The sequence below is a fragment of the Streptomyces sp. AV19 genome, assembly GCF_015999245.1.
Classification (GTDB): Bacteria; Actinomycetota; Actinomycetes; order Streptomycetales; family Streptomycetaceae; genus Streptomyces.
This window is the reverse complement of the sequence record NZ_JAEAMR010000004.1, coordinates 263,151-286,836: the sequence shown is the minus strand read 5'-3', so window position 1 is coordinate 286,836 and position 23,686 is coordinate 263,151. Positions and strand designations below refer to the sequence as shown.

Sequence of the window (23,686 nt, the reverse complement as noted above, 5' to 3'; positions counted from 1 at the left end):
GCGAAGCGCGGTTGCGGGGCCCGGGGCGGAGCCCCGAAAAGGGGCTCGGGGGCGGAGCCCCCGGAGCGGGGGCCGGGGCCGCAGCCCCGACCGGGGTGCAGGGGGCGGAGCCCCACCGCGCGGAGCGCGGTGCCGGGCCCCGGGGCTTGCCCCCAAGAAACGGTGAAAGGGCGGGCCGGGGGCACCCTCACCCGCCCACCCCCTCCGGGTGATGGCACGCCACCTCATGCCCCACCCCCAGCACCCGCAACCCCGGCTCCTCCCTCCCGCACACCTCCGTCGCCTTCCAGCACCGCGTGTGGAAGCGGCACCCCGCCGGCGGGGAGATCGGCGACGGCACGTCGCCCTTCAGCAGGATCCGTTCGCGCTTCGCCCGTCGCGCCGGGTCGGGCACCGGCACCGCCGACAGCAGCGCCTTCGTGTAGGGGTGCATCGGGCGGGCGTACAACGAGGCGCGATCGGTCAGTTCGACCAGCTTCCCCAGGTACATCACCGCGATCCGGTCCGAGACGTGCCGGATGACGGACAGGTCGTGGGCGATGATGACATACGTCAGCCCCAGCTCGTCCTGGAGGTCGTCCAGCAGGTTGACCACCTGCGCCTGGATGGACACGTCCAGCGCCGAGACCGGCTCGTCCGCGATGACCAGCTTCGGCTTGAGCGCCAGCGCCCGCGCGATGCCGATGCGCTGCCGCTGCCCGCCGGAGAACTCGTGCGGATAGCGGTTGTAGTGCTCGGGGTTGAGCCCGACGAGCTCCAGCAGCCGCTGCACCTCCGCCTTCACACCGCCGTCCGGCGCGATGCCCTGGAGCCGGAAGGGGGCACCGACGATCGTGCCGACCGTGTGCCGGGGGTTCAGGGACGAGTACGGATCCTGGAAGATCATCTGGACGTCGCGGCGGAGCGGCCGCATGCCGGCCACCCCGAGATGGGAGATGTCCCGGCCCTCGAACTCGATCGTCCCGCCCGTGGGTTCGAGCAGCCGCGTCACCAGCCGTCCCATCGTGGACTTGCCGCAGCCGGACTCGCCGACGACGCCGAGCGTCTCCCCGGCGCGCACGTCGAAGCTGATGCCGTCGACGGCGCGGACGGCGCCGGCCTGCCGGCGCAGCAGCCCCTTGGTGATGGGGAAGTGTTTGATCAGTCCCTCGACCTTGAGCAGAGTCTCTGTCATAGCCGTCATAGCTTGGGCGCAATCTCTTCGGTCCAGATCCGGGTCCGCTCCTCCTGCGTCAAGTGGCAGGCGGAGTCGTGTCGTTCGGCACCGGCCACCGGCCGCAGCCCGGGCCGCTCGGTACGGGTGACACCGCCGGACGGCACGTCGGCGTAGGCGCAGCGGGGGCTGAAGGCACAGCCGGGCGGCACGTTGATCAGGCTGGGCGGGGAGCCCTTGACCGGGATGAGCCGTTCGGTCTGCTCGCGGTCGATGCGCGGCATGGAGCCCAGCAGGCCCCAGGTGTAAGGGTGTTGCGGCGCGGAGAAGACCTGCTCGGCCGGCCCGCGCTCGACGCACCGCCCGCCGTACATGACGAGGATGTCGTCGGCGAGTTCGGCGACGACGCCCAGGTCGTGGGTGATGATGACGACCGCCGAGCCGAACTCCTTCTGCAGGTCGCGGATCAGGTCGAGGATCTGCGCCTGGACGGTGACGTCCAGGGCGGTGGTCGGCTCGTCGGCGATCAGCAGGGCGGGGTTGTTCACCAGGGCCATGGCGATCATCGCGCGCTGGCGCATGCCGCCGGAGAACTGGTGCGGGTAGTCGTCCACCCGCCGGCCGGGCTGCGGGATGCCGACGCGGTCGAGCAGTTCGACGGCGCGCCGGCGGGCGGTCTTCTTGTCGGCGCCGGGGTGGTGGATGCGGTACGCCTCGGCGATCTGCGCGCCCACGGTGAAGTAGGGGTGCATGGCGGACAGCGGGTCCTGGAAGATCATCGCCATCTCGCGGCCGCGCAGCCGGCGCACCTTCTCGGGGTCGGCGGAGAGCAGTTCGGTGCCGTCCAGCCAGATCTCGCCGGAGATCCGCGCCTTGCGGCGGCCGTACTGGCCGACGGTGTGCAGGCCCATGATCCCCAGCGAGCTGACGGACTTGCCGGAGCCGGACTCCCCCACGATGCCCAGGGTCCGGCCCTTGTCCAGCCGGAAGGAGAGCCCGTCGACGGACTTCACCAGGCCGTCGTCGGTGGGGAAGTGGATGCGCAGGTCGCGCACGTCCAGATACGCGGGGGAAGTCACGAGAGCCTCACTCGGGGGTCGATCACGGCGTACAGCAGGTCCACCACGAGGTTGGCGAGGACGACCGCGGCGGCCGCGACGAGGACCACGCCGAGGATGACCGGCAGGTCCTTGTTGTTGATGGCGGTGACCGCCGCCTGGCCGAGGCCGGGCAGGTTGAAGGCGCTCTCGGTGAGGATCGCGCTGCCGACCAGCGCCCCGAGGTCCATGCCGAGGATGGTGGCGATGGGGGTCATCGTCGAGCGCATGGCGTGTTTGCCGATGACGACGCGCTCGGTGAGGCCCTTGGCGCGGGCGGTGCGGATGTAGTCCTCGCCGAGGACCTCCATCATGGTGGCCCGGGTGAGCCGCGCGTACATCGCCGCGAAGAGGAAGGCCAGCGCGACCCACGGCAGGATCAGCCCGTCGAACCAGCCCGCCGGGTCCTCGGAGAAGGGCACGTACTCGGCCGTGGTCCAGCCGAGTCGGAACTTGAAGAGCGCCAGCAGCAGCAGCGCGGTGAAGTAGATCGGCAGCGAGACACCGGCGAGGGCGGTCATCATGGCGGCCCGGTCGATCTTGGTGCCCCGCTTGAGCGCGGAGACCACCCCGGCGGAGACGCCGAGCAGCAGCCACACCACGCAGGCGCCGCCGGCCAGCGAGAGGGTCGGGGGCAGCCGGTCCGTGAGGATCGGCCAGACCGGCTGCTCGGTGCGGAAGGAGTAGCCGAAGCAGGGCGCCGGGCAGTGGTCGGTGGTCCCGCCCCCGGTGTAGTCGCGGCCGGTGAACAGGCCGCTGACGAAGTGCCAGAACTGCACCAGCACCGGGTCGCTGAGCCCGAGCTTCTCCCGGATGCCCTCGATCGTCGCGGGGTCCGCCTGCTTGCCGACGTACATGGCGGCGGGATCGGCGCCGGTCAGCTTGGGGATGGTGAAGAAGATGAGGAAGGTCACCAGCGTGACCACGAGCAACATCACGATGACGGCGAACAGCCGCCTGACGAGGTAAGCGAACACTGCGGTCGGCCCGGCGGCGGCCCGGCGGTCCCCCGTCGCGGGGAGCCGCCGGACCGCCGCGCTCGGCCCTCACCTGCCCTTCGGGGGCTGACGGCGGATGCGCCGGCTGAGCGGAATTGCCTTTATTCGACGGTCACTTGACGACGCCGAGGGAGGAGTAGTCGTAGCGGCCGTTGTACGCGTCGGTCGTGTAGACGTTGGTCAGCCGGGAGCTGCGCCAGATGATGTTCTTCTCGTAGGTGAAGGGCAGGTAGTAGGCGCCCTCCATGACCTTCTTGTTGGCCTCCTGGTAGATCTTCCCCGCCTTGACCGGGTCGGTCTCCGCGATGGCGTCGTCGATCAGCTTGTTGATCGCGGGGTCCTTGATCTCGGGGTAGTTCTGGTTGGCCGACTCGAGGATGAACCGGCCGTCCACGACGGGCTGGAGGAAGCCCTGGCCGCTGGGGAAGTCCGAGCCCCAGCCGAAGACGATGATCCCGTAGTTCTTGGCCTTGACGTTCTTGGGGGCGCCGACGACGGTCGAGGCCTGGGCGCCGTCGTACGGGTCGACCTGCGCGTCGATGCCGATCTTCTTCAGGGACGCCTGGAGCGATTCCGCCGTGGCGATCTCCTGCGGCTTGTTGTTGCGGACCGCGATGGTGGTCCTGAAGCCGTTCGGCCGGCCGCAGGCCTTCAGCTCCTCCTTGGCCTTGGCGATGTCCGCCTTGCCCTGGGCGATGCCGTACGGGTCGAAGCCCTTCTCGAAGCCCTGGACGGCCGGCGGCAGCATGCCGGTGCCGATGTCGCCGCCCGCCTCGGGGCCGCCGCGCGCGGTCTGCAGCGAGGTGTGGTCGGCGCCGTACACGACGGCCTTGCGGCAGTGGACGTTGTCGAACGGCGCGACGGACTGCGGGAAGGCGGCGTAACGGATGAAGCCCGTCTGCGGGTTGTCCAGGTTGCCCTTGGCGGACTGCAGCGCCTTCTGCCGGCCGGCCGAGCCCATGCCCGTGGCGTTGAGGTCGAGGTCGTAGTTGCCGGCGATCAGGTCGCTGTCCATCGCGTCGGCGTTGGTGGTGAACTTGATGGAGACCTTGTCCGGCAGCGCCTTGCGGACGGCGTCCGAGTCCTTGTTCCACTTGTCGTTGCGGACCAGCACCAGGCTCTTGTTGGGGTCGTACGACTCGAACTTGTACGGGCCGTTGGAGAACGGCCGCAGCGCGTACTTCTCCGCCTTGTCCATGTCCTGGCGCACCGGGGCGGCGGCGGGGATGGCCAGCATCTGGAGGAAGTCGCCGTTGGGCCTGGCCAGGTGGAAGACGACGGTCCTGTCGTCGGGCGTCTCGATCTGTTTGAGCCCCAGCTTGTCCTTGCTGTCGTCCTTGTACGGACCCTTGTACGTCTTGTCCGGGTCCAGCACCTGCATCAGCCAGGTCGGGCCGCCGGAGATCTTGTCCTGGGCCCAGGTGCGCTCGATGCCGTACTTGACGTCCCGGCTGGTGACGGGCTTGCCGTCCTCCCAGGTGATGCCGGGGCGCAGGGTGAAGGTGTAGGTCTTCTTGTCGGCCGACAGCTTCCCGGTGTCGGTGGCCAGGTCCGGCACGACGGTTCTGCTCTCCGCGCCCGGGCCGGGCTTGGGGGTGACCAGCGTGCGCGTGTAGTAGCGCATGAAGTCCCAGGCGAAACCGTAGTAACCGCGTTGCGGGTCCCAGGAGTCGGCGTCCTGGGTGGCGATGTACTTCAGCTCGCCGCCCTTCTTGTCGGACGGGCTGGCGACCTTCCCGACGCCGGCGTTGAAGCCGGCCCCCTTGCCGCCGCCCCCGCCGCCCGACTTGCTTCCGCCGCCCCCGCCACAGGCGGTGACGCCCACGAGGGCCGCGACGACCAGCGTCGCGCCGGCGACCGTTCCGCGCCTCGAAGTCCTGTGCGTAGTAGCCAAGATGTCACGACCTCCGTGATGTGGAGTTGCTGCGATGACGGGCTGTGACGGATGCGGCGGCGCTCAGCGCGAACCCTTGGGATCCAGCGCGTCCCGTACGCCGTCGCCGAAGAGGTTGAAGGCGAGGACGGTGACGAAGATGGCGAGGCCGGGGAACACCATGAACATCGGGTCGCTCTCATAGGTGTTGACGGCCTTGGAGAGCATCTGTCCCCAGGAGGACGTCGGCGACTTGACGCCGGCCCCGAGGAAGCTCAGCGCCGCCTCGGTGAGGACGTTGGTCGGGATCATCAGCGTGGCGTAGACGGTGATCGGCGCGACCAGGTTGGGCAGCAGCTCGCGGAAGAGGATGTAGCCGCGCCCGGCGCCAAGGCTGCGCGCCGCCTCGACGTACTCGCGCTCCCTCAGCGAGAGGGTCTGCCCGCGGACGATGCGGCCGACGTAGGGCCAGCCGAAGAAGCCGATCACCGCGATGAGCACGGCCATCCGCACGCCCGAACCGCTCAGCCCCCACAGCTCGTTGGGGACGACCGAGACGAGGGCGATGATGAACAGCAGCTGCGGGAAGGCGAGCAGGGCGTCCATGACCCGGCTGACCAGGGTGTCCACCCAGCCGCCGAAGTAGCCGGCCACGATGCCGAGGACGGTGCCGATCGCCACGGCCACGACGGCGGCGAGGAAGGCGACGAGCAGCGAGACGCGGGCGCCGTGGACGACGCGGCTGAAGACGTCCCGGCCGTTGACGGGCTCGACGCCGAAGAGGAAGTCGCCGCTGATCCCGCCCCACGCCTCCCTGGGCGTGCCGAGCAGCGGGTCGATCTGCTCCTCGTGGTACTCGTTCGGCGGGTGCCCCAGCAGGCCCACGATCACCGGGGCGAGGACGGCGACCAGGATCAGCAGCACGACGGCGATGCCGCCGGCGAGCGCCAGCTTGTCGCGTTTGAGCCGGGTCCAGGCGATGCGCCAGGGGGAACGGCCCTCGATGGCCTGTGCGGGGGCGTCCGCGACGACGGTCACGGCCCCGGCCGCGTTCGTATCGGGAAGTGGTGCCGTCATCTCTGCGGACCCCTCTCGGCCGGAGGACCGGCCCACGCACAGGCCGCCCGTGCGGGCGGCTGGTTGACATCACTGGGGAAAGTGGCGCAGTGGTGCGGGACGTACGCGCTCGGCGTACGGGAAGCGGAGCAGGTCGTACACCGGACCGGCGGTCCTTGGAGCGGGAGTCTTCAACGGGCTTGCGATCACCCGCCAGCCCTGGTCCGCAAAGGATGCGCAACCGTGATGTGCGAAAGGAGGTTCCGTTATACGGACGTGCGCCGGCGCTGAGCGGAGGACGCGCGCCGGCCCGGACCTACCGCGAACAGAGCGCCGTGGCAAGGAACTTGCGTGCGGCGGCGTTGGCGTCGTCCGGCTTGGTGAACTCCCTGCCGATCGCCAGGGTGACCTGACGCCGCCCGTCGGCGGTGGTGAAGCTGTAGGTGTTGTAGCCGGGGACGCTGCCGGTGTGCCCCCGGACGGGCTCCTCACCCGGGCAGTACCCGGCGTTGCTCTCCAGCCCGAGCCCGTACCGGCGGTCCTTCCTCTCGCCGCCCATCTCGTGCCACGTGGTCATCTCGCGCCACAGATGCGGAGGGAGGAGCCGGCCGCCGGAGAGCGCGCGGAAGAAGCGGTTGAGGTCGGCGGTGGTGGAGACGATGCTGCCGGGGCCCCAGAAGAAGGTGGGGCTGAAGTCGGTGAAGTCCGTCGCCGCCGTCTCCTTCGGGAAGACCTCGTACCCGCGCAGATGACGGCCCCCCGTCAGCCGGTCGGTCGTGGGGACGTAGGTGTCGCGCAGGCGCAGCGGGCGGACGATGCGACGGTCGATCTCCCGGCCGAGGGAGTGGTGGGTGACCTTCTCGATCAGGAGGGCGAGGACGACGTAGTTGGTGTTGGAGTACTCCCACGCGCCCGGGGCGCCGGGGGTGAACTTGCGGGGCGCGCGCAGCGCCTCGGCGATCACTTCGCGCGGGGTGCGGTGGTCGCGCTGCGCGCCCCGGAGCGAGGTTGCCAGGTTGCCCCGGTACTCGTCGGTGTAGTTGTGGATCCCACTGGTGTGGTCGAGGAGTTGGCGGACGGTGACGGGCGCGCCGTCGGTGCCGTCCGGGACGAGGCCGGGGAGGTGCCGCCCGATCGGGTCGTCGAGGCCGATCCTGTGCTCGGCGACGAGCTGGAGGACGACGGTGGCGACGAAGCTCTTGGTCACGCTGCCGGCGCGGAAGCGGTCGGCGGGGCGGGCGGGGTCGTGCGCGCCGGGGTCGGCGAGGCCGCTCGCGAGGCGGTGGACGGTGTCGCCGTCGCGGACCTCGGCGACGGCGGAGGGGGCACCGGCGGCGACGAGGGCGTCGAGGGTGTGCTGGAGCTGCGTGCCGTGGGTGGGTTGTTCCGCGGCGGTGGCAGTGACGGTGGGGGTGAGGGTGGCGGTGGCGAGGAGGGCGGCCATGACGGGGGTGGTGCGGCGGAGCATGGGGGCCTTTCGGGGGTGCGGATCTGACGCTCCGTCACGTTATGTGCTGCCGGTCGGCCGGACGGTCGTGAACAGGGAGGATCGTGGGGGCTGAGCCCCCTAGGGGTGCCCCGTTTCTCGCCGCGCTCCTGCGCGGGGGCAACGCGGCTGCGCCGCGTTCGTCCTCAAACGCCGGACAGGCTGGATTCATGCCCGGGCGCGCACTTCAGCCCGTCCGGCGTTTGAGGACAACCGCGCGAAGCGCGGTTCCAGGGGGCGAAGCCCCCGGCCAACGCGGCGCAGCCGCGTTGCGGGCGCCGGGGCTTGCCCCGGGAGAAACGGTGAAAGGGCGGGTTCGGGGCGCCCCCACCAAACACCCAACTACCGCTCCCGCCCCGCCGTCTCCGTACACGCCGTCACGAAATCCCCCACGATCCGCCTCTGATCGTCGGCGCGCCATGCGACGACGACCTCACTCGGCGTGATCCTGTCGATCGGCCGGTACACGACCCCCGGTCGTGGGTAATACCGCGCCGTCGAAGCCCCCGTGAGGCACACCCCGAAGTTGTTCGCGATGGCCTCCATCCACTCGTCCGAGGTCTTGACCTCGGCCCCGATGACCGCGGGATGCCCGCCCCGGTGGTCGAGGGCCAGCCAGAAGTCGCGCCAGGCGCCCGCCTCCTCCGGCAGGGCGATGAACGGCTCGTCCAGCAGCTGCTCGAAGCGGATGACGTCCTGGCCGGCCAGCGGGTGGGACGCGGCGAGGGCGAGCCACCGGTCCTCCGCGAAGAGCACCCGGGTGCGGATCGGCACGCCGACCTCCGGCAACGGCGGTCGCAGCAGCGCCACGTCCACGTCCCCGGCGGCCAGCCCGGCCGTCGCGTCCGTCCACGGCACCTGGAGCATGGCCACCCGCCAGTCCGGCCGCGCCCGCGCGAACTCCGCGAGGATCCGCGGGGTCAGCTCGCACGCCGCGTTCGCGATGAAGCCGACGCGCAGCGTCCGGGCCTCGGACGCGGCCGCCTCCTGGACCTCGCCCTGCAGCCGGTCCCACGCGTCGAGCAGATCGCGCGCGCCGGGCAGCAGCGCCTGGCCGGCCGGGGTGAGCGCGACCTGGCGGCTGGAGCGCCTGAGCAGGCGCACCCGGAGGTGGCGTTCCAATTGATCGATCTGTTTGGACAGGGCGGGCTGGGACACCAGCAGACGCTCCGCGGCCCGGGTGAAATGCAGCTCCTCCGCGACCGCGACGAAGGACCGCAGAACACGCAGATCCACATCCATGAAAAAAGGTTATCAACGAATCTATTGGACAGGCTCGGCGAGCCGCTGCGACATTCGAAAGGGCCGGAGAAATGGCCTGAGCATTCCGTGATTGGGGGTTCCCATGACCGACCGGACGAGAAATCGCAAGCTACTGGTGAGTGTGTTCAACCCCCAGGAAGCCCGCGAGGCCGTTCTCGGCGGCGCCCGGATCGTCGACAGCGAGGATCCGCGCAGCGCGCTGGGAAACATCAAACCCCAGCAGATCATGGCGATCAGCGACGCGGTCCTCGACTACCAGCGGGATCTGGACGTCCAGCTCTCCACCAACATCGGCGAGGACCAACTCCTCTTCCGCCGCTCGGAGACCGGGCAGGCGATCGAGAAGACGCCGTACGAGATCGCCGGGAAGGCGGCCCAGGCGGCGCTCGGCGTGGCGGTCTCCATGGGGACCCGCGTCCACCCGTGCAACATCGTCAAGGTGGGGCTGGACGGCATGCCGCTGGACCTGCTCACCGAGGTGCTGCGCGAGTGCGTCCTCACGCTGCGCCGGACCGAGCACTTCCCGCACGCCCGGGTGATGTCGGTGCTGTTCGTCCAGGACCTGGACCTGTGGGAGGAACGGCGTTCGGTGCCCGCGATCCGGCGGACGCTGGTGGGCCTGCGCGAGTACCACCCCTGCGAGCCGGGCGCGGCGGACGACGTCTTCGACCTGGCCGACTACGCGGTCGGCACGCTGCGCGGCGAGGACGGCCGCCCGCTGTTCACCGATCCCGGTCAGGTCGGGCTCGAATCCCTGCTCAAGAAGGGCGCGTTGCCCGCGGGGACGAGGAGCACCACCGTCGCCCTCACCGAGCTCTTCCCGCACGGCCGTTACGGCCTCACCGCCGACCCCGCGTGCCGTCGCACCGACCGGCAGGTCATCGCCAACATGGTGGACGCGACGGCCCGGGCCGGCGGGAACGCGATCATGCTGGACACCAGCATCCTGCTCAAGACGGCCCGGGTGGGCCTCGTCGCCACCGAACACAGCCCCCAGATGGCCGACTTCAACTCCCTGGACATCGACGCGGACACCGGACTGGAGCGCAAGGGCGTCCTCCCCCTCGACGGCATCCGGTTCTTCGTCGACTACTGCCACTACCGGGGACTCGAGGCCAATCTGGCGGGTTCCGTGACGAGTTACCAGGCGCAGCAGCTCTGGCGGCTCGTGCCGGAGACCGACCAGATGTCCACCCGGGGCCACGCGTCCGCCGTCTCCGAGGACCCTTCGCGCCCCGGTGACACCGGCGCGGACTCCCGGCAGGACCGGGTGATCGTGCGCGACCTCGTCCGCGGCCTGGTCCCGCCCGAGCAGGGCGGTTACCTGTGGCTGCCCGAGGAGATGAAGCCGGCCGCGACCGAGGCGGCCCACGCCCTCGTCGAACGCCGGCCCGGGCTCGTCGGCCACTGGGCCGACAAGCGGGGCGGGCTCCGCCCCTTCGACTAGCCCCTGCCCCCGCCGCTCCACCGGAAGGACCGAGCGCCATGTCCGATCTCATACAGCCGTCCGTGCCCGGGACCCGGGTGCCCCCGATGCCCATGGGGTACGCCGATCCCTACGTCGCCACGGAGTTCGACAAGACCGCCCGCACCTGGAGCGGGCCGAACAACCTCTTCCGCACCATGGCCTGGCACAACGGGCTCGCCCGCACGGAGGTCGACTACGCCAACTCGTTCATCTTCGACCCGCCGCGGTACGGAAGCGTGCCGCGGCCGGACGGCGATCCGGTCCTCTTCCCGCAGACCGGCCTGATCGACCGGGTCACCAAGGAGCTGGTGATCAACCTGGTGAGCCTGCTCAACCGCAGCCGGTACTCCATCACCCACCACACCACCATCGGCTTCACGGCGCTCCGCGACATCCTGCCTGGGGCCGATCCGGCCGAACGGGCCCGCCGGGCCGAGGAGATGCTGCTCCACCTGGTGGACTGCAACGGACGGCCGGACTTCGAGCATCAGGGCTTCGCGGGCGCCGACGGGTTCGAACCCCTCTACAGCGAGCCGCAATTGCTCTGTCTGCGGCTGGCCGAGACGATCCAGCGCGATCCGCACTCCGTGACGGACGAGCAGTTCGCCGCGCTGCGGACGGTGTTCCGTGCCGACGCCGAGGAGACCGTGGCCGAGGGCCCGCTCGGCGGGCAGCCCGGCATCGGCACCGACGGCTACCTCGACGCGTACGTCAATGCGATGCTCGTCGAACTCACCTGGTGCATCGCGCACTTCAGCGGTCTGCTCAACACCTGGTTCACCGTGCTGAGGGTGATGGACGAGACCGGTTCGGACCAGGACGTCACCGACTTCGCCGCCTTCTACAACCAGCAGGTTCCCGAGCGGATCAAGGTCCGCAACAACAATCTGCTGGGCGCGACCGGCTGGGGGCGGTGACGATGGACGGCACGCTCGCCGCCGTCGGCTGGCTGCTGCTGCGGCTCGGCGTCGGCGGCCTGTTCCTCAACGCGGCCTGGGCCTGCGGCAAGGACCGCGCGGCGATCCGGTGGACGCGGGACGCGACCGCCGTCGTCTTCCCCCGGTTCGCGGGGCCGCTCGCCCTGCTGGGCATCGCGGTGATGGCGCTGGGCGGACTGTCGGTCCTGCTGGGCGCGTACGGCCGGATCGGCGGTGCGGCGCTGGCGCTGTTCCTGGTGCCCGCCACACTGATCCATCTGCGCGGCCGGGCCGAGGCCACGGCCCTGGCCGGGAGGCTGGCGCCGGAGCTGTCCGCCGGACTGCGGCCCTCGCTGGCCGTCCTGGGGGCGTCGGCGGCGATGGCGCACTACAGCTCGGCCCTGAAGAACGTCGCCCTGTTCTTCGTCGCTCTCTGCTTCGTCGCGGCGGGGACCGGGCCGTACAGCCTGGCCGCGCTGTGACCCGGCTTTCGATTCCGGATTTTGATTCCGGATTTTGATGAGGAGTACGCCATGACCGCCACCGAGACCGGCTACCCGGTCCCCGACCGGCCCGTCATCCGCTTCACCTGGCTCACGGGCGACTGGTTCGAGATCTTCCAGAAGCACGTGGCCCTGATCCAGTCGGACATCGCCCGCGCCCAGGCCGAGGACCGCATGGTCGTCTACCTCAGCTGCCCGATCAGTTCGCGCAGGGGCAGTCATTTCCGCACCAACACCGAGGTGGCCAACTTCGTCACCCGCCGGCTGGCCGACCGGTGGGGCGAGCGCTTCTTCGTCCTCAACCCGACCGCGTACCAGCTGGAGTCGAAGGAAGGGACCGGATTGATTGTCCGTCATATTTCCGAACTCGCCCGGGAGACCGGGCGGGACATCACGCTGGAAGCCCTGAAGGCGGAGGCGGAGCCCGGCGGCGGGGACTACATGCGCATGTGGACGCGGGTGATCACCGAGGACGGCTACCTCAGCGATCCGCCGTCGGGGCGGGGGCGGCGGGGACGCCTGCTCGGCGGGCTCTTCGACGCGGTGTACTTCCTCGGGCCGGACGACGTGCACGAGTTCTTCGACCCGGCGGGTGGGTCGGGGTCGCTGGTGAGGAGGGTGGAGGAGTACTTCGCACGGAAGTCGGCCGTCGATCCCGAATTCTGGGCGGACTTCGGCACCGTGCGGGACGGGGGCGGTGTGCGCCCTCTCGACCTGGGAGATCCGGCGGATGCGGCGCTCTGGGAGGAGCGGCGGAAGGATTTCGTGCGCAACTACACGGTGCGGGCGGGGGCCGGGTTCAGCCGGGGCTCGCACGACGAGTGGAACATCTTCGTCCGGCTGAACCGGCTGCGGGTGGCGGATCCGTGCTACGGCGCCGGGGAGCAGGTGGCGTTCTACTTCGCGGGGAGGGGGCGGGGGTTGGCGGAGGGGGAGGGGGCGGTTTCGCCGGGGTACGAGGTGCCGGTGGCGGCGGAGGGGTGAGGGGTGCGGGCTTGTTGTTCGTTGTGTTTGCCCCCGGCCCGCCCTTTCACCGTTTCCCCCGGGGCTCCGCCCCGGACCCCGAAACTGCGCTTCGCGCAGACAGCGCCCGGAGGGCGCTTCGGGGCCGGGGCGGAGCCCCGCTCACCGCGCGGAGCGCGCTGCCGGGCCGAGGGGCGCAGCCCCGGCGGGCCGGGGGCAAGCAGCCTACCTCCCCGCACCCCCCGCCGCCGCCCTCCGATGCTGCGCCGCCTTCGCCCGGTTCCCGCACGTCGCCATCCGGCACCAACGACGCCGCCGCCCCGCCGAGTTGTCCAGGAAGCGGGCACTGCACCGCTCGCCCCCGCAGATGCGAAGCCGGTCACGCCCGTCGCCACCGAAGACCTCCGCCGCGTCCACCGCGATCCGCGTCAGCGCCCCCCGGCCGTCCAGCGGCAGGACACCCGGCACCAGCACGGGAACCCCGTCCCGCACCTCCAGCCGGGCCGGCCGCTCGGCGGCCCGCGCGAGCCAGACGTTCAGCACTCGCTGCGCCGAGCCGGGGAACGGCTCACCGGCCACCACCGCGCGCACCCCCGCGTCGATCGCCTCCCGCAGCTCCACCGCCTCCGCGAGCACCGCGTCGTCCACCGCGCGGCAGCTGCTGCCGATCCCGGCGGCCGCGAACCACGCGACCAAGTCCTCCGGACGGCGCAGCAGTTCGCGGCTCTCCTCCGTCGACCAGCGGTCGCGCCGGGTGTTGACGAAGTCGACGCAGACGCGGTCGCCGTACCAGACCCAGCCCTGGTCCTGGTCCTGATCCTGACCTTGCTCCTCACTCATAACCCCATGTTAGGTTACCGATCTCGGGTAACCACACATCTGGTTAGGGGGGCGCAATGGCCCGGATCTGGCTGCTGGCGCTGGGGATGTTCGCGATCGGGACGGATCTGTTCATCGTCTCGGGGCTGCTGCCGTCGGTGGCGGGCGAGTTGGGCCTGTCCACGGCGGCGGCGGGACAGACGGTGACCGTCTTCGCGATCACGTACGCCGTAGCGGCCCCCGTGCTGGCGGGGGTCACGGCACGGGTGGACCGCCGCACGCTGCTGGTGGCGGTCCTGGCCGTCTTCGCGGCCGGGAACGCACTGTCCGCCGTGGCGCCGTCGTACGCCGTGCTGCTGATCAGCCGGGTGGTGGCGGGCGCGGGCGCCGCGCTGTACGCGTCGACCGCGTCGGCGGTGGCGGCCGGGGTCACCGCCCCCGAACGCCGCGGCCGGGCCCTCGCGGTCGTCTACGCGGGCATGACCACGGCGATCGCGCTCGGCGTTCCGCTGGGCAGCGCGATCGGTGAAGTCGCCTCCTGGCGCTGGGCGTTCGGCTTCGTCACGCTGCTGGCGCTGGCCACGCTCGCGGGCTTGTGGCCGAGCCTGCCGTCCGTACCCGGACGGGGACCGGCGGGGATACGGCGGCGCCTGGCCGCCGTCCGGATCCGGCGGGCGCCCGCGGCGCTGCTGACGACGCTGCTGTGGGTCGTCGGCACGTTCACCGTCTACACCTACCTCGGGGCCGCCCTGGACCGGGCCGGGCAGGTCGGCGCCGCCCAACGGCCCTGGCTGCTCCTGCTCTTCGGGGCGGGCAGCTTCGCCGGGGTGATGGCGGGCGGACGGCTGGCCGACCGGGTCGGCCCGGCCGCGGGGCCGGCCGGCTCGATCGGCCTGCTCGCCGTCGTCCTGGCGGCGCTCGCCCCCGCCCTGCACTCCGCGGCGGGCACGGCGGTGGCGCTCGCGGTGTGGGGGCTGGTGCACTGGTGCAGCTTCCCGCTGATCCAGCACCGGCTGCTGACCATCGGCGGGGACGACGGGGACATGCTCCTCGCCCTCAACAACAGCGCCGTCTACCTGGGGCAGACGGTGGCCGGCGCGGTCGGCGGCCTGCTCGCCGGGGCCGGCCGGCTGGGGTCACTGCCGTGGGCGGGCGCGGGCTTCGAGGTCCTGGCGCTGCTGGCACTGGCCGCCGGGGCCCGACGCACCGTCAACTCTCCTCGCTCAGTACCAGATCGAGCAGTCCCGGAAAGCGCGCGTCGAACTCGGCACGGCGCAGGCGGTTGAGCCGCCGCGCCCCCTCGTCGCGCTGCTCGACGAGGCCTGCGGAGCGCAGTACGGCGAAGTGGTGGCTGCACGCCGCCTTGCCGACGGGCACGTCGAAACTCCCGCAGGTGCGCGTCCAGTCGTCCGTCTTCGCCAGTTCCCGGACGAGCTGGAGGCGTACCGGGTCGGCGAGCGCGGCGAGCGCGGCCTGCACCGCGACGTCGTCGGGGTGGGTGTGCGCGGGCGCCGAACGGTGACTGGTGCGTTCCGCCATGTCGTTGATCCCCCTGTGGCCGATGCGGGCTGCTGGTGCGGGCTTGCGGAGTGTTCGATCCCGATCTTACACTCCGGAGTGTTCGCTCTTGATTGAACACTCATGGGAGGGGAGCACGGCCATGCGCGCGATCGAGTTCCAGAAGTACGGCGGCCCCGAGGTCCTGCGGGTGGTGACCGCCGAACCGCCGAAGCCCGGCCCGGGACAGGTGAGCATCGACGTCGCGTACGCCGGGGTGAACTTCGCGGACGTCAAGGCACGGACGGAGGGCTACCGCGTCCCGTCCCTGCCCTTCCGGCCGGGCCTGGAGGCGTCCGGCCGCGTACGCGCCGTCGGCGAGGGCGTCCTCGGGTTCTACCCCGGGCAGCCGGTCGCCGCGTTCACCCCCGGCGGGTCCTACGCGGAGGTCGTCGTCGCGGACGCGACGTCCGTCTTCGCCCTGCCGGAGGGCCACTTGCGCGTCGCCGCGACCGTCCCGACGGTCCTGCCGACGGCCCACGCGCTGCTCCACGAGGTGGGCAGAATCCGCCCCGGGGACACGGTCCTGGTCCAGGGCGCGGCGGGCGGAGTCGGCACGGTGGTCAGCCAGTTGGCGAAGGCGGCGGGGGCGGGGGCCGTGTACGGCGTCGTCTCCTCGGACGCGAAGGCGGACTACGCCCGCCGCTACGGCTACGACGAGGTCTTCACCGGGACGTCGTTCGCCGACGCCGTCCGCGACGCGACCGGCGGCCGCGGCGTCGACCTGGCCCTCGACCCGGTCGGCGGCGACTCCTTCCGGCAGTGCCTCGCGTCCCTGGCGACGTACGGCCGGATCGTCTCCTACGGCAACGCGAGCGCGTCGGACCCGTGGCGGGTCGGCCAGCCGGAGCTGTTCCCGCAGACGGCCTCGGTGGCGGGCTTCTCCCTGTTCAACCTGGCCCAGAACGCGCCCGGCGCGCTGCGCGAGTTGACGACGCGGGCGTTCCGCACGATCGCGGACGGCACGGTGAAGCTGCCGGTGACGGCGGAGTTCCCCCTGACGGACGCGTCGGACGCGCACCGCCTGCTGGGGAGCAGGTCGAGCATGGGGAAGTTGCTGCTGCGGGTTGGGGATTGAGGGAGTTGGTGGGTGGGCAGGGGACGGGCAGGGGCGAGGTGCTGACGCCCAGCGGGCGCGCTGCGCACGGCAAGTGAATGAAGTCGGCGTATGCGCATGCTGGCGCCGCAGGTCAAGTAGGGTGGTCCCCGCGTGGGCGGGGGTGGTCCTGGAGCTCCGCCCGGCCCACGTCCTGTGCGGGAGTGGTCCCCGCGTGGGCGGGGGTGGTCCAGCGCTCGTCCCAGAGTTCACTTGTCTCGGGAGTGTGGTCCCCGCGTGGGCGGGGGTGGTCCGCTGGACGTGCTCGGCGTGCGCATGCAGTCGGCGTGGTTCCCGCGTGGGCGAGGGTGGTCCGTTCAACTCGGCGGTGAGGTGGCCTGCTCCTCAAGTTCCGCCCGGCGCCCCGCCGTCCGCCACTGGGACCCTCGCGTCCGCCCTCGCGCAGGCCGGGCGCCTGCCCGAGCCGCTCGGCGGGCAGCTGGCGGACGCGGCGCGGGCGTCGTTCGTCCACAGCGTCCACGTCCACGCGCTGCCGGTGATCCCGCTCCTGCTGGTGCTCGCCCTCGCGGCCCTGCTGCCGTGGCGGCGCGGGGCGGGACGCCATGACCTCGGAGGTAATCGCCGTCCCCCGCATGCCCTCTGCACCATGAGGGCCTCCACACCAGCCGCCACAGCCGAACCGAAGGACCCGCCATGAGCACCCGTGCCACCGTCGAAGAACTGCTCCGCCGCATCGGCGAGGGCGACCCCGAGCGCATCGCCGAGATGTACGCCGACGGGGCCGACTGGAAGCTGAACCGGCCCGAGGCGGAGCACGGGCGGGCGGCCACGCCCTGGATCCGGTGCAGGAGTTCGCGGGACGCCGCCGCCCACTACCGGGAGATCGCGGCGCACCACGTGCCCGGAGAGGCGGGGACGAGGATCGAGCGGATCCTCGTGGACGGGGACGACGCCGTCGTCACCGGGGAGATACGGCAGACCGAGCGGCCGACCGGGCGGCCTACCGGTCGCGGTTCGCGCTGCATCTGACGGTCGAGGGCGGGCTGGTGACACGGCATCACGTCTATGAGGACAGCCTCGCCGTCGCGCAGGCGTTCGAGGGCGACCGCTAGCGACCCGCGCCCCGGGTGGCCCGGGTCTGCCGCAGGGCCGCGACCTGGCGGTAGAGCTCGCCGGCCTCGGCGGTGCGGCCGAGCTGCTCCAGGCAGTGGGCCTCGTCGTTGCGGCTGGCGAGCGCGTCGGGGTGGTCGGCGCCGAGCACCCGCTGGCGGGCCTGGGCGACGTCGCGGTAGACGGCGAGGGCGTCGGTCCAGCGGCCGAGCCAGCCGAGGCCGACGGCCACCTCGCGGCGGCTGACGAGGGTGTCGGGGTGGTCGGCGCCCAGCACCCGGGCGCGGATCGCACACACGTCGCGGGCCTCGGCGAGGGCCTCCTCCCAGCGGCCCAGGCGGCCGAGGTTGACGCCCAGGCCGTGCCGGGCGCGCAGGGTGTCGGGGTGGACCGGGCCCTGGACCCGGGCACGGTCCTCGATCAGGGTGCGGTAGAGCTCCAGCGCCTCCGCGCTGCGGCCGAGGCGGCCGAGGCAGATGCCGGCCTCGTAGCGGGCGGCGAGCGTGTCGGGGTGGTCCGCGCCGAGCACCCGGCCGCGCGCCACGGCCACCTCGCGGTAGGTGCGCAGCGCCTCCTCCCAGCGGTCCAACTGACCGAGCGCGTAGCCGACTTCGTAGCGCGTGACGAGCGTGTCGGGGTGGTCCGGGCCCAGCACCCGCGCCCGCGCGGCGGCGACGTCGCGCGCCATGCGGTACGAGTCCTCCAGCCGCCCCAGTCTGCTGAGGCTGAACGCGAGGTTGTGCCCGCAGCGCAGGGTGTCGGGGTGGTCGGGGCCCATGATGCGCTCGCGGGCGGCCAGCACGTCCGCGTACACCTCCCGCGCCTCGAAGTGGCGCCCCAACTGCCCCAGGACGTACGCCGTTTCCTGGCGCGCCGCGAGCGTGTCGGGGTGGTCGGCGCCCAGCACCCGGCTGCGGGCGGCGGCGGTGCGCACGAACTCGCGCAGCGCCTCCTCGGGGTGGCCGAGCCGGCTGAGCGAGAAGGCGACCTCGTAGCGGCTGGCCAGGGTGTCGGGGTGGTCGGGGCCGAGCAGCCGCTCCCGTTCGGCGACGACGGCCCGGTGCGCCTCGCCGGCCTCGGCCCAGCGGCCCGCGCGGCCCAGGCGGAGGCCGCCGCTGTGCCGGGCGGCGAGTTCGGCGAGCTGCTCCGGGGCGGGCGGGGGGCGCTCCGCGCCGGCGGGCCGGGGTGCGGGGCGGCGCGGATCGGAGGCGTGCGCCGGGTGGGGCACGCCGGGGTGCGGCGCTCCGCTCTTCCGCCGGGTCGCCGTGGCGGGGGACGTCCGCGCCGAGACGGCCGTACGCCGTTCCGGCGCGGGCTTCTGCCAGCCGGTGTCCGGACCGCCCGGCACCGGCCTCGACGCGTGGATCTCCGCGGCATGGACCTCCGCGCCGCCCGGGCCGTCCGGCCGTCCCCACGGCGTCGTCCACGAGCCGGTCAGGGCCGCCGCCGGGTCCGGCGGCGCCTGGACGGGGCCGGTGCCCGCGGCCTTGGAGCCGGTGGTCATGTGCCGGGCCCAGGCCGGCAGCCGCGGCTGCCCCTCCGGCCGGGACACGGTCTCCCGCGGCCGGCGCGGCAGCCCGTCCGACAGCGACAGCAGGGGCCGCGACGCCGGGCCCTCCCCGTGCCCCGGCCCGTTCCCCGTGACGCGGCGCACCAGTTCGCCGGCGTCGTCCGGCCGGTCGTCGGGGTCCTTGGCCAGCAGGTCCAGGACGACGCGTTCGAACTCCTCCGGCAGCTCGGGGCGCAGCTCGCGCAGGGGCCGGGGCGCGGTGTCGCGGTGGCCGACGAGCACCGCCCAGGCGTCGTCCATGTCGAACGGCGGCGCGCCGGTGGCGATCTCGTACAGCACGCAGCCCAGCGAGTACAGGTCGCTGCGATGGTCGATGCTGCCCGCGCCGATCTGCTCGGGCGACATGTAGTGCGGGGTGCCCATGGCGATGCCGGTGCCGGTGAGGCGGGCGGTGAAGCCGATGTCGTGTCCGAGGCGCGCTATGCCGAAGTCGCATATCTTCACGGTGCCGTCGGTGACGCGCATGATGTTGGCCGGCTTGAGGTCGCGGTGGACGATGCCCTGCCGGTGGGTGTACGCGAGGGCGGCGCCGACCTGTTCGGCGATCTCGACGACCTCGGGGACGGGGAGCGGGTGCTGCTTGTTGTCCTCCAGCAGCTGGCTGAGGTTGCGGCCGTCGAGGAGCTCCATCACCAGGTAGAGGACGCCGTCGCTCTCGCCGAAGTCGTGGACGACGGTGATGCCGCGGTGCTGGAGCGAGGCGGCGACCCGCGCCTCGCGGCGGAAGCGCTCGCGGAGCACCCGAAGGTAGGACGGCTCGTGCTGCGGTCCGAGCGGTTTGAGGCATTTGACGGCCACGTGCCGGCCCAGGGACTCGTCGCGGGCGCGCCAGACCTCGCCCATGCCGCCCCGCCCGATCCGGTCGAGCAGCTGGTACCGGCCCTGGATCAGCCTGGTCTCCACCATCTCGCGCCGCCGCCCCCGTCGATTCGCCGTGCTCCCCCGGCCCCCTCAAGTATGGCGGGCCGCCGGAGCCGCTTGTAGGGCGACGGGAGCGGCTCACGGGGGCGCGCGAGCGGTCCCCGGAACCTCCCGCGACGCCTCGGGGCCCCGCGAACGGCGACGGCCCGCCGCTCCGGGGAGTCGGCGGGCCGTCGGGGGCGGCGCGTCAGCGGGCCGCGTGCCTGCGGTGGCGTCCGGGGCGGCGCGGGCCGCCGGGGCCCGGGACGCCGGGATACCCGCCGCCGTCCTGCCGCGCGGCGAGCTCGGCCCGCTCCTCCTCCAGCCCGAAGCGGCCCAGCAGCGGGCCCACCACCGGGATCCGGTCCAGCCGCGGCAGCAGCCAGGCGTGCCACACGCCGGTGACGAAGAGGATCGCCGAGCCGGCGACCAGCACCGAGCCGAAGGTGTCGGTCGGGTAGTGGGCGCCGACGTACATCCGGGAGAAGGCGACCAGCAGCACGGCGCACACGCCGAGGACGGCGACGGTACGGCGGTGGCGGGAGTTGCGGAAGAGAAAGTAGACGGCGACCGCGACCGCGACGGTGAAGGCGGTGTGGCCGCTGGGGAAGCTGTTGGAGCCGATCTCGGGGTCGAGCATGAACTGCCGGGGCGGCCGGTTCCGGGCGACGACGGCCTTGGCGACCTGGGTGCTGTTCCAGCCGACCGCGACCACCAGGAAGGTGGCGGAGGCCGTGATCGGGCGGCGCCGGACGAACAGCAGCCAGCCGCACCAGATCGCGAGGATGATCACTCCCGCGACCGGGGAGGCCAGGTAGCTGACCCCCTCCATGACGTCGTTCAGCCAGCCGGTGCGGGTGTTGGTCTGGATCGTGCGGTCCAGGTCCAGGTCGTGCGGCTGGATCAGCGAGGTGTGCGCGGCGACCAGCCCGAGCACGATCGCTGCCGCGAACAACAGGACGGAGTTGCGCAACCAGTGGCGCACGTAGGGCATGGGTGGGGCGTCCTTCGTATCGGCATGGCGGCGCCTGGTCGGCTGCACGCACGGAATGACGAGTTCGGTGCCGCGCCCGAGCGGTGATCGGCGCGGCCCGTACATCAAAAAGTACACGCGAGAGCGGGTGGGCCCCCAAGTCCGTACGCCCGGTGCCTCTGCCGTCACTGTGGGTTGCCGTCGAGCCGTGGGCTGTCGTTGAGCCGTGGGTTGCCGTCGAGCCGTGGGTTGTCGTCGAGCAGCCCGCGCGCCACGGCGGTGTCCCGTACCTCGCGGTACAACGCGGCGAGCGTCCCGCTGACGCCGACCCGGGGCAGCTGCAGCCGGTCGAGCGCGGCGGCGTCCGCGTCCACGTCCGCCCAGCCCTGACCGGTCAGGCAGCGCATCAGCGCCGGGTTGAGCCGGTCCGCGCCGCGCACCAGGCGCGCCTCGGGCGTCTCGCCGCGCTCGTACTCCTCCCACAGGGCGAGCAGCTCGGCGCCGAGCCCGCCGGGGAGGCCGGCGAAGCGGCGCCGGGCCGCCTCCTCCTCGGCGCGCGCCTTGTCCGCGTCGGCGGCGCCGTCCCGGTGCCAGGCCGACGGGTCCCCGGTCTCGATCTCCACGACGTCGTGCAGCAGGCACATCTTGATCATCCTGCCGAGGTCGAGGGAGTGGCCGCACTCCCGCTCGAAGCGGGCGTGCAGGGTCCAGCAGACCATCGCGAGGTGCCAGGAGTGCTCGGCCACGCTCTCCCGGCGCGAGGGGGTGGCGTTGTTGCGCCGTTCGACCTCGCGGAGGCGGGCGGTGAAGGTGATGAAGTCGTGCAGGCGGCGCAGGTCGGCGTCCATCCTGTTCCCGGGGTGCGACGGGGCATCGGCTGATCATCGGCATCCTAGACGCCGCCGGACCGGGCGGACGATCTTGGCTGCCGGGGCCTGGACAGGGGCGCCCGGGGCGGGCGTAGGGTCGCGGCCATGCGACTGCTCGTGCTGGGCGGCACCTCGTTCGTGGGCCGTGCCGTCGTGACGGAGGCCCTGCGGGCCGGCTCCTCGGTGACCCTGTTCAACCGGGGCCGGACCGGGGCCGGCCTGTTCCCCGAGGTGCCGAGGCTCCTCGGCGACCGCGACGCCGGGGACTGCGCCGCGCTGCGCGGCAGCGGCCGCTGGGACGCGGTCGTCGACGTCAGCGGCTTCCTGCCGCGGCACGTCGGGCAGGCGATGGACGCGCTCGGCGACCGGGTCGGGCGGTATCTGTTCGTCTCCAGCACACGCGGTGTACGAGACGGAGGGGCTGGCGCCCGGCTCGGACGAATCCGCGCCGCGGCGGCGGCCGGTCCGCGACACGGAGGTCCTCGACGGCTCGACGTACGGCCCGTTCAAGGTGGCCTGCGAGGACGACGTCCTCGCGCGGTACGGGGAGCGGGCGACGATCGTGCGGCCGGGGAAGGTGGTCGGGCCGTACGACCCGATGGGCACCTTCGTCTACTGGGTGCGGCGGGCCGCCCGGGGCGGGCGGGTGGCCGTGCCGACGGATCCCCGGCAGCCGGTGCAGGTGCTGGACGTACGCGATCTGGCCCGTCTGGTCGTGCGATTGCTCGCCGACGACCGGGCCGGCGCCTTCCAGGCGGTGGGCCCGGCGGAGCCGGTGACTCTGGGCGGCCTGATCGAGACGTGCGCGCGGGTGGCGGCCTCCGAGGTGGACCTCGTCCGGGTGTTTCCGGAGGAGGTGCCTCCGATGTTCCCGCTGGTGCGGGAGTGCTGGGCGACGCAGCAGCGGAGCGCTGCACGGGCGCGGGCGGCGGGGCTGCCGGCGACGCCGTTGGAGGTGACGGTGCGGGATGTGCGGGAGTGGGATCGGGGGCGGGGGGAGCCGGAGTTGTCGGTGGGTTTCTCGGGGGAGGAGGAGCGGGGGTTATTGGGTGGGTGACGTATGCCCCGGCGGAGCCGTGGGTGAGATGCGCCCCGACCCTCCCCCAGAGAGGGCACCCCCTCACTCCACCACCCGCACCACCGACTTCCCGGGCACCCGCCCCTTGCCGAGGAAGGCGTCCCGCGTCTCATCCAGCGGCCTCACCGACCCCACCCGCGGCACCAGCCTCCCCTCCCGCACCCACCCCGCCAGCTCCTCCAGCTGCCTCCGGTCCGCCTCGACCACGAAGAAGACCGCGCGGCCGTCCACCGGCCGCACCTTCGGCGGCGCGGAGATGGTGACGAGCGTCCCGCCGGCCCGTACGACCGCCGCCGAACGGTCCAGGATGTCCCCGCCGATCACGTCCATGACGACGTCCACCTGCCCCACCTCCTCCTCGAAGCGGCCGTCCAGGGTGACGAAGCGCTCCGCGCCGGCCTCCAGGACCGCGGCACGGTCGCGTTCCCGTCCCGTGCCGACGACGACGGCCCCCGCCTCGCGGGCCAGCTGCACCGCGACGTGCCCCACCGCTCCCCCGGCCCCGTGCACCAGCACCGTCTGCCCGGCCCGCAGACCGCCGTGGTCGAACAGGGCCTGACGGGCCGTCAGCCCGGCCATCGGCAGGGCGGCGGCCGTGACGTGGTCGACGGCGGCGGGCAGCGGCGCCAGGTTGCGCGCCTCGACGGCCACGTACTCCGCGAGCGTGCCGTCCCGGGTCCAGTCCGTGAGGCCGAACACTCGCTGACCTACCGTCAGTCCGGTGGTCCCGTAGCCGAGTTCGGCCACCTCGCCGGAGACCTCGTGGCCGGGGATCACGGGGGTGCGGTCCCGTCCGGCCCGGTCCTCCCAGGTGCCGGGCCAGTCGAGCTCGCCGGGGGTGAACGAGGCCGCGTGCACCCGGACGATCACGTCGTTCTCCGCGGCCTTCGGGTAGGGCGCCTCCTCCACCACCAGCGCCTCGGCCCCCGCCCGTTCGTGGATGCGTACCGCCTTCATCGATCTGCCTCCTTGAAGA

21 protein-coding genes, 1 pseudogene and 1 CRISPR repeat array are annotated in these 23,686 nt (G+C 72.5%); of the genes and pseudogenes, 9 read left to right on the top strand and 13 right to left on the bottom strand.

Annotated elements, in window-relative coordinates:
- Nucleotides 1-187: 187 nt before the first annotated feature.
- The 7 genes from I5Q34_RS06055 to I5Q34_RS06025 form a co-directional block, all read right to left on the bottom strand.
- A complete protein-coding gene (locus I5Q34_RS06055) occupies nucleotides 188-1,183 on the bottom strand; it encodes an ABC transporter ATP-binding protein (protein ID WP_234428450.1) in 996 nt (331 codons plus the stop codon).
- Entirely contained in the window at nucleotides 1,180-2,232 is a 1,053-nt protein-coding gene (locus tag I5Q34_RS06050) for an ABC transporter ATP-binding protein (RefSeq protein ID WP_199891107.1), read from the bottom strand. The genes I5Q34_RS06055 and I5Q34_RS06050 overlap by 4 nt, the downstream gene beginning before the upstream one ends.
- Nucleotides 2,229-3,227, bottom strand: a complete 999-nt coding sequence (locus tag I5Q34_RS06045) for an ABC transporter permease (protein WP_199891106.1) — start codon at nucleotides 3,225-3,227, stop codon at nucleotides 2,229-2,231. Before I5Q34_RS06045 ends, I5Q34_RS06050 begins: the two co-directional genes overlap by 4 nt.
- A 133-nt stretch (nucleotides 3,228-3,360) precedes the next feature.
- Nucleotides 3,361-5,142 carry an ABC transporter substrate-binding protein gene (locus I5Q34_RS06040; protein ID WP_199891105.1) on the bottom strand — a complete coding sequence of 594 codons (1,782 nt, stop codon included), beginning with the start codon at nucleotides 5,140-5,142 and terminating at the stop codon, nucleotides 3,361-3,363.
- Between the two features lie 63 nt (nucleotides 5,143-5,205).
- Nucleotides 5,206-6,198: an ABC transporter permease gene (locus I5Q34_RS06035; protein WP_199891104.1), complete on the bottom strand. Its 993-nt coding sequence runs from the start codon at nucleotides 6,196-6,198 to the stop codon at nucleotides 5,206-5,208.
- A 295-nt stretch (nucleotides 6,199-6,493) separates the two neighbouring features.
- Nucleotides 6,494-7,645: a serine hydrolase gene (locus I5Q34_RS06030; RefSeq protein WP_199891103.1), complete on the bottom strand. Its 1,152-nt coding sequence runs from the start codon at nucleotides 7,643-7,645 to the stop codon at nucleotides 6,494-6,496.
- 360 nt (nucleotides 7,646-8,005) lie between these two features.
- Nucleotides 8,006-8,905 (bottom strand): LysR family transcriptional regulator, encoded by a 900-nt coding sequence (locus I5Q34_RS06025; protein WP_199891102.1) that lies wholly within the window; start codon nucleotides 8,903-8,905, stop codon nucleotides 8,006-8,008.
- Nucleotides 8,906-9,008: 103 nt separating this feature from the next.
- On the opposite strand from I5Q34_RS06025, the gene I5Q34_RS06020 reads away from it, so the two are divergent.
- Genes I5Q34_RS06020 through I5Q34_RS06005 form a run of 4 tightly spaced genes read left to right on the top strand, consistent with a single transcriptional unit; the run spans nucleotide 9,009 to nucleotide 12,798 of the window.
- The gene (locus I5Q34_RS06020) at nucleotides 9,009-10,373 is read left to right on the top strand and encodes a (5-formylfuran-3-yl)methyl phosphate synthase (RefSeq protein ID WP_199891101.1); all 1,365 of its coding nucleotides are present in this window, start codon (nucleotides 9,009-9,011) and stop codon (nucleotides 10,371-10,373) included.
- A 38-nt stretch (nucleotides 10,374-10,411) separates the two neighbouring features.
- Nucleotides 10,412-11,311, top strand: a complete 900-nt coding sequence (locus I5Q34_RS06015; protein WP_199891100.1) for a hypothetical protein — start codon at nucleotides 10,412-10,414, stop codon at nucleotides 11,309-11,311.
- A 2-nt stretch (nucleotides 11,312-11,313) separates the two neighbouring features.
- Nucleotides 11,314-11,793, top strand: coding sequence for a hypothetical protein (locus I5Q34_RS06010; RefSeq protein ID WP_199891099.1), 480 nt, complete (start codon nucleotides 11,314-11,316; stop codon nucleotides 11,791-11,793).
- 51 nt (nucleotides 11,794-11,844) lie between these two features.
- Nucleotides 11,845-12,798: a hypothetical protein gene (locus I5Q34_RS06005; RefSeq protein ID WP_199891098.1), complete on the top strand. Its 954-nt coding sequence runs from the start codon at nucleotides 11,845-11,847 to the stop codon at nucleotides 12,796-12,798.
- A gap of 204 nt (nucleotides 12,799-13,002) precedes the next feature.
- Here the strand turns inward: I5Q34_RS06005 and I5Q34_RS06000 are convergent, their stop codons facing one another.
- Nucleotides 13,003-13,617, bottom strand: a complete 615-nt coding sequence (locus I5Q34_RS06000) for an ABATE domain-containing protein (RefSeq protein ID WP_199891097.1) — start codon at nucleotides 13,615-13,617, stop codon at nucleotides 13,003-13,005.
- 56 nt (nucleotides 13,618-13,673) lie between these two features.
- Between I5Q34_RS06000 and I5Q34_RS05995 the strand changes: the two genes are divergently transcribed.
- Nucleotides 13,674-14,882 (top strand): MFS transporter, encoded by a 1,209-nt coding sequence (locus I5Q34_RS05995; protein WP_199891096.1) that lies wholly within the window; start codon nucleotides 13,674-13,676, stop codon nucleotides 14,880-14,882.
- Here I5Q34_RS05995 and I5Q34_RS05990 read toward each other — a convergent pair.
- Nucleotides 14,806-15,135: a helix-turn-helix transcriptional regulator gene (locus I5Q34_RS05990; protein WP_199891095.1), complete on the bottom strand. Its 330-nt coding sequence runs from the start codon at nucleotides 15,133-15,135 to the stop codon at nucleotides 14,806-14,808. The genes I5Q34_RS05995 and I5Q34_RS05990 overlap by 77 nt on opposite strands.
- Before the next feature lie 121 nt (nucleotides 15,136-15,256).
- Here I5Q34_RS05990 and I5Q34_RS05985 point away from each other — a divergent pair, with 121 nt between their 5' ends.
- From I5Q34_RS05985 to I5Q34_RS05975, 3 genes and pseudogenes are all read left to right on the top strand, one after another.
- Entirely contained in the window at nucleotides 15,257-16,231 is a 975-nt protein-coding gene (locus I5Q34_RS05985) for a zinc-binding dehydrogenase (protein ID WP_199891094.1), read from the top strand.
- Nucleotides 16,232-16,352: 121 nt separating this feature from the next.
- Nucleotides 16,353-16,564: a CRISPR direct-repeat array (repeat unit 28 nt; unit sequence GTGGTCCCCGCGTGGGCGGGGGTGGTCC).
- Nucleotides 16,565-16,577: 13 nt separating this feature from the next.
- Complete coding sequence (locus I5Q34_RS05980; protein ID WP_199891093.1) at nucleotides 16,578-16,907, top strand: hypothetical protein; 330 nt, start codon at nucleotides 16,578-16,580, stop codon at nucleotides 16,905-16,907.
- Nucleotides 16,904-17,322: pseudogene (locus I5Q34_RS05975) on the top strand (nuclear transport factor 2 family protein). The gene I5Q34_RS05980 and the pseudogene I5Q34_RS05975 overlap by 4 nt, the downstream one beginning before the upstream one ends.
- On the opposite strand, the gene I5Q34_RS05970 reads toward I5Q34_RS05975, so the two are convergent.
- From I5Q34_RS05970 to I5Q34_RS05960, 3 genes are all read right to left on the bottom strand, one after another.
- Nucleotides 17,319-19,796, bottom strand: a complete 2,478-nt coding sequence (locus I5Q34_RS05970) for a serine/threonine-protein kinase (RefSeq protein ID WP_199891092.1) — start codon at nucleotides 19,794-19,796, stop codon at nucleotides 17,319-17,321. The pseudogene I5Q34_RS05975 and the gene I5Q34_RS05970 sit on opposite strands and share 4 nt — an antisense overlap.
- Nucleotides 19,797-19,998: 202 nt before the next feature.
- On the bottom strand, nucleotides 19,999-20,784 hold the full coding sequence (locus tag I5Q34_RS05965) for a phosphatase PAP2 family protein (protein WP_199891091.1): 786 nt from the start codon (nucleotides 20,782-20,784) through the stop codon (nucleotides 19,999-20,001).
- 164 nt (nucleotides 20,785-20,948) lie between these two features.
- Nucleotides 20,949-21,611 (bottom strand): HD family hydrolase, encoded by a 663-nt coding sequence (locus tag I5Q34_RS05960; protein WP_199891090.1) that lies wholly within the window; start codon nucleotides 21,609-21,611, stop codon nucleotides 20,949-20,951.
- 424 nt (nucleotides 21,612-22,035) lie between these two features.
- On the opposite strand from I5Q34_RS05960, the gene I5Q34_RS05955 reads away from it, so the two are divergent.
- On the top strand, nucleotides 22,036-22,689 hold the full coding sequence (locus tag I5Q34_RS05955) for an NAD-dependent epimerase/dehydratase family protein (RefSeq protein WP_277965406.1): 654 nt from the start codon (nucleotides 22,036-22,038) through the stop codon (nucleotides 22,687-22,689).
- Between the two features lie 63 nt (nucleotides 22,690-22,752).
- Here I5Q34_RS05955 and I5Q34_RS05950 read toward each other — a convergent pair whose 3' ends face one another.
- Nucleotides 22,753-23,667 carry an NADP-dependent oxidoreductase gene (locus I5Q34_RS05950; RefSeq protein ID WP_199891089.1) on the bottom strand — a complete coding sequence of 305 codons (915 nt, stop codon included), beginning with the start codon at nucleotides 23,665-23,667 and terminating at the stop codon, nucleotides 22,753-22,755.
- Between the last annotated feature and the right edge of the window lie 19 nt (nucleotides 23,668-23,686).